An 8,096-nucleotide genomic window follows, 5' to 3' on the forward strand; every position below is an offset into this window, starting at 1 on the left:
CGGCGGCATGGAGAATGAAAAAATGAGGTGTGAGGGAGGCGTAAACGCCGCGCGATGAAAATAACCGCGATTTATGATGTTTTTCCGTCCGACCAATATCAACGCTGTCCGGAATGCGATGTTTTGTTTATCCTGCCGGCCCTGAGCGATAATCAGGATGGCTGCTGCCCGCGCTGCCGGTCGCTATGTTGCTGTTGATGCCTTTTGCTTTTATCGAGCCGTTAATCAGCATCCGCCTGCTCGGCACGCCAATTCGCTGCAGGCCATTTGGCAAATGGCGCTACAGGGCAATATCATTACTGCCAGTATGCTGGCGTTTTGTACCGTAGGGGCGCCAGCCGCGCTGGTTTTTTCTCTTTCATATTTATATTTTGGCCAGCGGCTGGGCCTGAATTTACGCCCCGTGCTGCTGATGTTGCATTGGCTGAAAGAATGGGTGATGCTTGATACTTATTTGGTCGGTATGGCCGTAGCGTCAATCAAGGTGAAGGATTACGCCAACGTGGCCACCGGCCTGGGATTAACCGCCCACGTTATTTTGACCCTGTTCAGCATCCTGAGCTTAATCAGTCTCAACACCGACTAACTCCGCCATCACAGTCTGCAAAAGGCCTGGACGGCGCGCATTGGCGCGATTATCATGCTGATCCCCGTCAATGTGCTGCCGATATCCATTATCTACCTCAACGAGCAACGGGAGCCGTAACCAGGCTACGATTATGTCCGGCATTCTGCCACTGGCACAGGGGAATGTGGCGGTGGCGGCCATCGTCTTTATCGCCAGCATTTTGGTCCCGTTTATCAAAATCATTGTGCTGTTTACGCTTCTGCTGAGCATCCATTTCAATGTTCGCCAGGGCATGAAGACCCGCGTCCGGCGGCGGCGCTTCATTATCTGGATTGGACGGTGGTCCATGCTTGATCTGTTTGTGATTGCCATTACTCTGTCGCTGGTCGATAGAGATCAACTGCTTGCCTTTATGCTGGGACCGGCTGGTTTCTATTTTGGCTCCGCCGTGATTTTGACAATTCTCGCTATCGAGTGGTTAAACAGCCGTTTGCTATGGGACGCACATGCCACACACGCCGACTACACCGATTAATGCGACGATCCGCACCAAACGCCGGATATTGTCTTTCTGGCTGCTGCCGTTTATCGCCCTGCTGATTGCTGGCTGGCTGGCTGGCTGGCTGGCTGGCTGGTCTATAATAGCACCCTGCAAGAGCGCGGTACCACCGTAACGATTGATTTTGTCTCCGCCGATGGCATCGTCGCCGGGCGCCCGCCGGTGCGTTATCAGGGCGTGGAGGCCGGCACCGTACAGAATATCAAGCTCAGCGATGACCTGCGCACTATTAAGGTCGAGGCCAGCATCAAAAGCGATACGCGCGAAGGGACGCAATTCTGGCTGGTGACGCCTAAGGCATCCCTGGCCGGCATTTCCGGCCTGGACGCCCTGGTCGGCGGGAACTACGTCGGTATCATGCCGGGTAAGGGCAACGAACAAACCCACTTTACCGCCCTGGATACCCAGCCAAAATATCGCGTCAATACCGGCGAGATGATGGTGCATTTGCAGGCGGACAATCTGGGCTCGCTCAGCACCGGTTCGCTGGTGTATTTCCGCAAGCTGCCGGTCGGCAAAGTCTACGATTTCGACATCGCCCGCAACCGTAAAGGGGCGACCATCGACGCGCTGATCGATCGCCGCTTTACCCATCTGGTGAAAAAAGACAGCCGCTTTTGGAATGTCTCCGGGCTGAAAACCAATGTAAATCTTCACGGCGCGCGGGTAGAAATGGAAAGCGTGGCGGCGCTGGTCAACGGCGTTATCGCGTTCGACTCGCAGGCCGATAGCGCCCAGGCGAGCACTGACGATAATTATCGGCTTTACCCCGATCTGGCCCACAGCTAGCGCGGCGTTATCATTACCCTCGACCTGCCCGACGGCAGCCATCTTAGCGCCGGCCATACGCCATTGCTGTATCAGGGCCTGGAAGTCGGCATGTTAACGAAAACCACCCTGGGAAAAGACAAACATGTCACCGGCGAATTGACGCTTAATCCGTCGGTTGCCGATTTGATGCGCAGCGGTACCCGTATCGAAATGACCACGCCGCAGCTCTCGCTCACCCAGCCCGATATCAGCGGTTTATTGGCCGGCACCACGCTGGAGCTGATTCCCGGAGACGGAGAACCGCAGCAGCGTTTCACGGTGCCCGACGGTAACCGTAGTCTGCTGCAGTTGCCGGGGGTGAAAATCTTTACCCTGAGCGCGCCGCAAACCTACGGTATCGACGCCGGTCAGCCGCTGACTATGAAAGGGATACAGGTGGGCAAGATTACCGCACGTCAACTCACGGGCGATCGGGTCGTGGTCAGCGCCGCCGTTAAGCCGGAATACGCCAGCCTCATTTATCAATGACACTAAATTTGTTGTTAACAGCCGGGTCGATGTCAAATTCGGTCTGGACGGGGTACGGGTATTGGGGGACCAGCGCGCAGGAATGGCTCGACGGCGGTGTGGAAGTCATACCGGGCGCGCAAGGGCCGGCGCAGAGCCACTATCCATTGTACGGCAATCGCGAAATGGCTGAACAAGGCATCCAAGGAGACAGGCCCTCCGCCACCCTGACGCTGAGCGCGACCGATTTACCCGATATCCAGACCGGTTTGATCGTGCTTTACCGCAAATTCCAGGTGGGTGAGATTGTCGATGTGCGGCCTACGCCGCAGGACTTTGAAGTCGATGTTTACATCCAGCCGAAATACCGTAATTTATTGAGAGACAAGAGGGTGTTTTGGGCCGAAAGCGCCGCGCCTCGGGTACAAATTAACGGCAGCGGCCTCACGGTACAGGCTTCACCGCTAAACCGCGCGTTGAAAGGCGCAGTCAGTTTCGACAACCTGGCGGGTGCCGCGGTGACAAAAGGCGCGCCGCGTAAGCTCTACGGCTCGGAAAACGCCGCGCGGGCGGTGGGCAGCCAGATCGTGCTGCGTGCCTATGACGCCAGCAAACTTTCGCCAGGAAAGCCCATCCGCTATCTGGGGATCGAGGTCGGCCAGATGGAGACGATGAAGTTCTCCCCCGGCAGTAATCTGGTGCTAGCGCGGGCGGTATTATATCCCGAATACGTACAGGCTTTCGCCCGTAACGGCACACGCTTTTCGGTCGTGACGCCGAAAATTCCCGCCGGCGGGGGCAACCATCTGGAAACGCTGCGACAGCCGTATATCAACGTTGAGCCGGGCAAAGGCGGCGGCGCGCGCGAATTTGAACTGCAGCAGACCACCATCACCGATTCCCGTTATCTGAATGGGCTGAATATTGTGGTAGACACGCCGGAAGCCGGCAGCCTGCAGGTCGGCACGCCGGTTACTGTATCGCGGCATTGAGGTGGGCACGGTCACCGAGCTTGCCCTTGGCACGCTGGCTGACCGGGTTTATGTAGCGCTGCGCATCAGCCGTCAATACCAGCACCTGGTGCGTACTAATCCCGTGTTCTGGCTGGCATCGGGCTACGATATCAAATTCGGCCTAACCGGCGGCAGCGTGAAGAGCGGCACCTTCCAGCAGTTCGTCCGCGGCGGCATCGCGTTTGCCACCCCGCCGACGACCCCGCTGGCGCCAAAAGCTACCGAGGGCAAGCATTTCCTGCTTAACAGTGAGGAACAACAAGAGTGAAAAACCCGGGGCACCGCCGTGCCGCCAAATTGATGGGTACGGCGGCCCGGCAACCGCGGCCTTCTCCCTTGGCAGCGGGGGGGGGAATACGCCGCCAGCGGAGAATTTAGCTTTTCGTGCTGTTTGCGCTATACTGCAATAACTCTTTGCCACAGGAGTACGCCATTCTCACCTCACAGTAAAAAGGGCCTATTTATGGCCAAGACGACAGTGCAAATCGGCAGTTTTGCCGTTGACGATGCCACCCTTATCCAGGGGCGATGATGATCGGGCGGGGCGACGGCGTATATCGCTGACATCGCGAACAGGCTCGGGGCAAAAAAATCAGCCCGCAGGCTGAGAAGAGTAAGTTAAACAAGTATGAATACAAATGAGGGTGCAAAGATGATAATGCCCCTGCGACGTTGGTGCGACCTATTGCTGCAATAGGATACCTCGCCCTACCACCCGTCTCCCCCGTGTTGCGCCTGCTAAACTTAGCGCTATGGCTAAGCCACAGGATTGCTTCAGTTTATGATTGAAACCCGTCAACAACTTGATGAAGCCCGGGAAGCGTGCCGCAAAATGGTAACCAAACGCGCTGCGCTGTCGGCGAGGGCCTCGGTTATTCCGCTCCCCGGCCTGGATATCGGTACTGATGTATCGATTCTGCTGGCGCTGCTGTCGGCTATCAATGAGCGATTCGGCTTGAGCGAGCAGCAGTTGGCGCAGCTTCATCCCAACCGCAAGAAGTATATCTTTTATCGCCATTAGCGCCGTCGGCAGTCGTCTTATCGGCAAAACCCTCACCTGCGAAGCCGTCAGCCATGCGCTTAAACGCGTGGGGGTCAGGGTGGCCACCAAGCCGGTGGCACGAGGCTATGTCCCGCTGTTGGGTCAGGCGCTGGCGGCAGGCCTGAGCTTCAGCGCGATGAAGCTGCTGGGAAATAGCCATATCGACGATTGTTATCGTCGTGGTCAGCGAGGTGCTGCGTCAAACGACCGCGCCGGCCGCCGCCGGCAGCGCCGTAACGCCCTATTCATCAAAATCTTTTGTGGTGGGCAATCGAAATATTTGCTATTCACCCGCACAGGATGACAGCAGGATGCGCCGCCCACGCCATTCATGACCAACTGTCAACGCGGCTGCCCGCGCTACAGCCCTCGGTAACGCTGGTAATCTCCTAGTTTGCCCGCAAACTGACCGCAGAAGGTCTCGATATCATCAACATGAGTTCCGGCGAGCTTGATTTTGACACGCCTGAGCCTATCGTACGCGAGGCCATTACCTCCCTGCACGACGGACAGACCCGTTATACGGATGTCAGCGGCACCCCCGCGCTCAAGGCGGCCATTATCGCCAAATTCCGGCGTGAGAATCAGCTCGAATTCACCCCACAGCAAATTATCGCCAGTACCGGCGCCAAGCAAATCATTTTTAATGCGCTGTTAGCCACGCTTGAGCCGGAAGATGAAGTGATTATCCCTGCCCCTTATTAAGTGTCTTATCCCGAAATGGTGCGGCTGACCGGCGTCGTGCCGCGTTATGTCGAGCCGGGCGACCAGGACGATTTTAAATTGACGCCCGCCCGTCTTGAGGCCGCGCTGAACGCCAACAGCCGTTGGCTGCTGTTAAATTCTCCGGGCAATCCGTCCGGGGCGCTTTATGGCGCAGAAGGGCTGCGCGCGCAGGGCGAGGTCCTGGCGGCCTACCCGCGGGTGCTGGTGATGTCTGACGATATCTATGAACACATCGTCTACGAAGGGAAGTTTGTCTCTTTCGCCACAGCCGTGCCGTCACTGGCAGCACGCACCCTGACCGTCAACGGCGTATCGAAAGCTTATGCCATGACGGGCTGGCGTCTTGGTTGCGCCGGCGGCCCGGCGTGGCTGATTGAGGGTCTGGCACTGCTGCAATCGCAAAGTACCTCCTGCCCCAGCGCTATCGGTCAGGCAGGTGCGCTGGCCGCACTCAATGGACCACAAACCCTGCTGTTCGAATGGTGCGGCCGTCTGCGCCACACCGCTGAGGCGCTTGGGCTGCGCGTCGCCACCGATTCGGCGCTCAACCTGTACATGACGCTGCCCGGCCGTTTGCCCGCGGTGACGGCGGTTATCACCGGTTCGCATCTGGATTCCGTACCCTGCGGCGGCAATTTCGACGACGCCGCCGACGTACTGGCCGGCATGGCCGGGCGGGCTGGGTGGCGGCAGGTTTTCAGCCGCAGCGGGATGTCACGGTCATGGCCATCCGCGCGGAGGAAAGCGCCTGGTTTCCGATTTCCTATCTCAGCAGCAAGGCGGCCTTCGGTCTGCTGCCCCCTGCGGCAATGGAGACCCCACGGGCCGATAACGGCCGCACTCTGGCGCAGCATTTCGCGAATCGGGGGGCGGACGCGGCGCGGTTGCTGGCAGAGCCACTCTGGCTCAGCGCTGCGGCCGTCGCCTGTTTTATTGAACTGCACATTGAACAGGGGCCGGTGTTGTTGGATTACGGCCTCCCACTCGGCCGTGTCAGCGGTATTTGCGGCAATCTGCGCTATTGTGCGGCACGCTGTCTCGGCCGCTATTCCCATTCGGGCGCCACCGCGGGGCCACCGCCAGGATGCGGTCGTGGCGATAGCGGAACTGGTGAGCGAGCCGCATCGACTATGGGGCGCGCTGGAGCAGGAGGGGCATGAACTGACGGTGACCGTCGGCCAGTTCGCGACCCATCCTCAGCAGGCGGATTTTAGTAAAGTCAGCAGCGAGGTGGCCTTTTGCCTGGATTTCCGTTCGCGCAGTACGTCAACGCTGGCGCTGATGGATACCGAGTTGCGGCGGCTGATAGAAGAAATAGGCGGCCGGCACGGCGTAGGTTTTGACCTCGGCGAGCAGACCGGCAGCGCCCCGGCGCAGATAGATCCTGCGCTGTTGACCGCGCTGCGCCACGCAGCCGAAGCACAGCGGGTGCGAAATATGATCATGCCCAGCGGCGCCGGTCATGATGCGGCGTTGTTCGCAGCCCAGGGCGTCCCACCGCGATGCTGTTTGTGCGCAACGCCAACGGCAGCCACAATCCTTTGGAAAGCATGGCGCTTGAGGATTTCGCCATCGCCACCAGGGTGCTGGCGGCGATGCTCGCCAGCCGCAGCGAGAGGGCCCACGATGCGCGTTAAGCGGCTAAGAGGCGGGCGAAGATTGTCCGCCCCCTACCATGGCGCCGAGCTCGTGCACGGTTGCCGTGATTAAATCTGGCTTAAGCGGCTGACGATGCTGTCGTGCACATTATCGATATGGCTGGCGACGGCCGTGTGGGCGCCATCGCCAGATGTTCCTGATGGCCCTTATTAAGTAAGGGCGTTTAGGCACCTGCCGCATATTGAACATGCGCGTTTTAAGGCACAGTGTAGCGATGCAAAATATTCTGGACTAATTTGCAGACAATTCTGGACTCCCTTAAACCCTAAAAAATAGCTATTTTGGACAGTCCAGAATTGTGTAGTGGTCAACCAAAACTGGCCACCGCATTAACGTTTTTCCAGTATCTATTTTCTGATTTGTTTTGTTTGGTGGCGACCCACCGTTATATTCATGCGGCCTGAGTGCGCTGTAATATCCCACGATATAGTCGGTAATTCCATGAGCTGCTTCGCTGAAGCTTATGTAGCCCGTTACCGGTATCCACTCGTTCTTCAGACTTCTGAAGAAGCGCTCCATCGGACTGTTATCCCAACAGTTCCCCCGCCGACTCATGCTTTGTTTGATCCGGTAACGTCACAGCAACTGTCGGAACTGCCTGCTCGTATAGTGGCTACCCTGATCGCTGTGGAACATCACTCCGGCTGGTTTACCACGCGTTTCCCATGCCATTTCCAGTGCTTTGATGGTCAGTCTGCTGTCAGGGGAGAACGACATAGCCCAGCCCACCGGTTTCCTCGCGAACAGATCAAGAACAACCGCAAGGTATGCCCAGCGTTTCCCGGCCCAGATATACGTCACATCGCCGCACCATACCTGGTTTGGCTCCGTTACAGCGAACTGACGCTCAAGATAATTCGAGATCGCAACATGCTCCTGACCGCCACGCTTATACCTGTGCGTCGGCTGCTGACAACTGACCAGACCCAGCTCATTCATGAGCCTGCCTGCGAGCCAGCGCCCCATCCGGAAGCCTCTCTGGGTTGCCATGGTGGCGATACTCCTCGCGCCAGCGGCACCATGCTTGATACTGTGCAGTTCATGAACCTGACTGCGCAATACCGTTCGCCTGCCGTCTGGCCTGTCAGGACGACTTTTCCAGTATTTGTAACTGCTGCGATGAGCCCTGAACACGTGGCAGAGTGTGGCCACAGGATAACGCGCTCTGAGTTTCCCGATTAACGAGAACTGTTCAGGGAGTCTGACATCAAGAGCGCTGTAGCCTTTTTTAATATTTCGTTTTCCATTTCA

At 57.7% G+C, this 8,096-nt stretch carries 2 protein-coding genes and 4 pseudogenes; 5 read left to right on the forward strand and 1 reads right to left on the reverse strand.

Features of this window, described 5'->3' with window-relative positions:
• Positions 1-54 precede the first annotated feature (54 nt).
• The 5 genes and pseudogenes from ACTBDU_RS05450 (at position 55) to ACTBDU_RS05470 (ending at position 6,896) form a co-directional block, all read left to right on the forward strand.
• Positions 55-1,103, forward strand: a pseudogene (locus tag ACTBDU_RS05450) (paraquat-inducible protein A).
• Positions 1,075-3,686, forward strand: a pseudogene (locus ACTBDU_RS05455) (MlaD family protein). The pseudogenes ACTBDU_RS05450 and ACTBDU_RS05455 overlap by 29 nt, the downstream one beginning before the upstream one ends.
• Before the next feature lie 513 nt (positions 3,687-4,199).
• The gene (locus ACTBDU_RS05460) at positions 4,200-4,439 is read left to right on the forward strand and encodes a hypothetical protein (protein WP_438805789.1); all 240 of its coding nucleotides are present in this window, start codon (positions 4,200-4,202) and stop codon (positions 4,437-4,439) included.
• Between the two features lie 79 nt (positions 4,440-4,518).
• Complete coding sequence (locus tag ACTBDU_RS05465; protein ID WP_438805790.1) at positions 4,519-4,764, forward strand: hypothetical protein; 246 nt, start codon at positions 4,519-4,521, stop codon at positions 4,762-4,764.
• A 131-nt stretch (positions 4,765-4,895) separates the two neighbouring features.
• Positions 4,896-6,896 (forward strand): annotated as a pseudogene (locus tag ACTBDU_RS05470) (aminotransferase class I/II-fold pyridoxal phosphate-dependent enzyme).
• Positions 6,897-7,152: 256 nt separating this feature from the next.
• On the opposite strand, the pseudogene ACTBDU_RS05475 reads toward ACTBDU_RS05470, so the two are convergent.
• Positions 7,153-8,096: pseudogene (locus tag ACTBDU_RS05475) on the reverse strand (IS3 family transposase); the annotation flags it as partial.

The sequence above is a fragment of the Sodalis sp. (in: enterobacteria) genome, assembly GCF_051710625.1.
Taxonomy (GTDB): domain Bacteria; phylum Pseudomonadota; class Gammaproteobacteria; order Enterobacterales; family Enterobacteriaceae; genus JBPESN01.

What these genes read in the sequence shown, in the direction of transcription:
- ACTBDU_RS05460 (WP_438805789.1), top strand. Translation starts at nt 4,200, where the DNA reads ATGATTGAAACCCGTCAACAACTTGATGAAGCCCGGGAAGCGTGCCGC.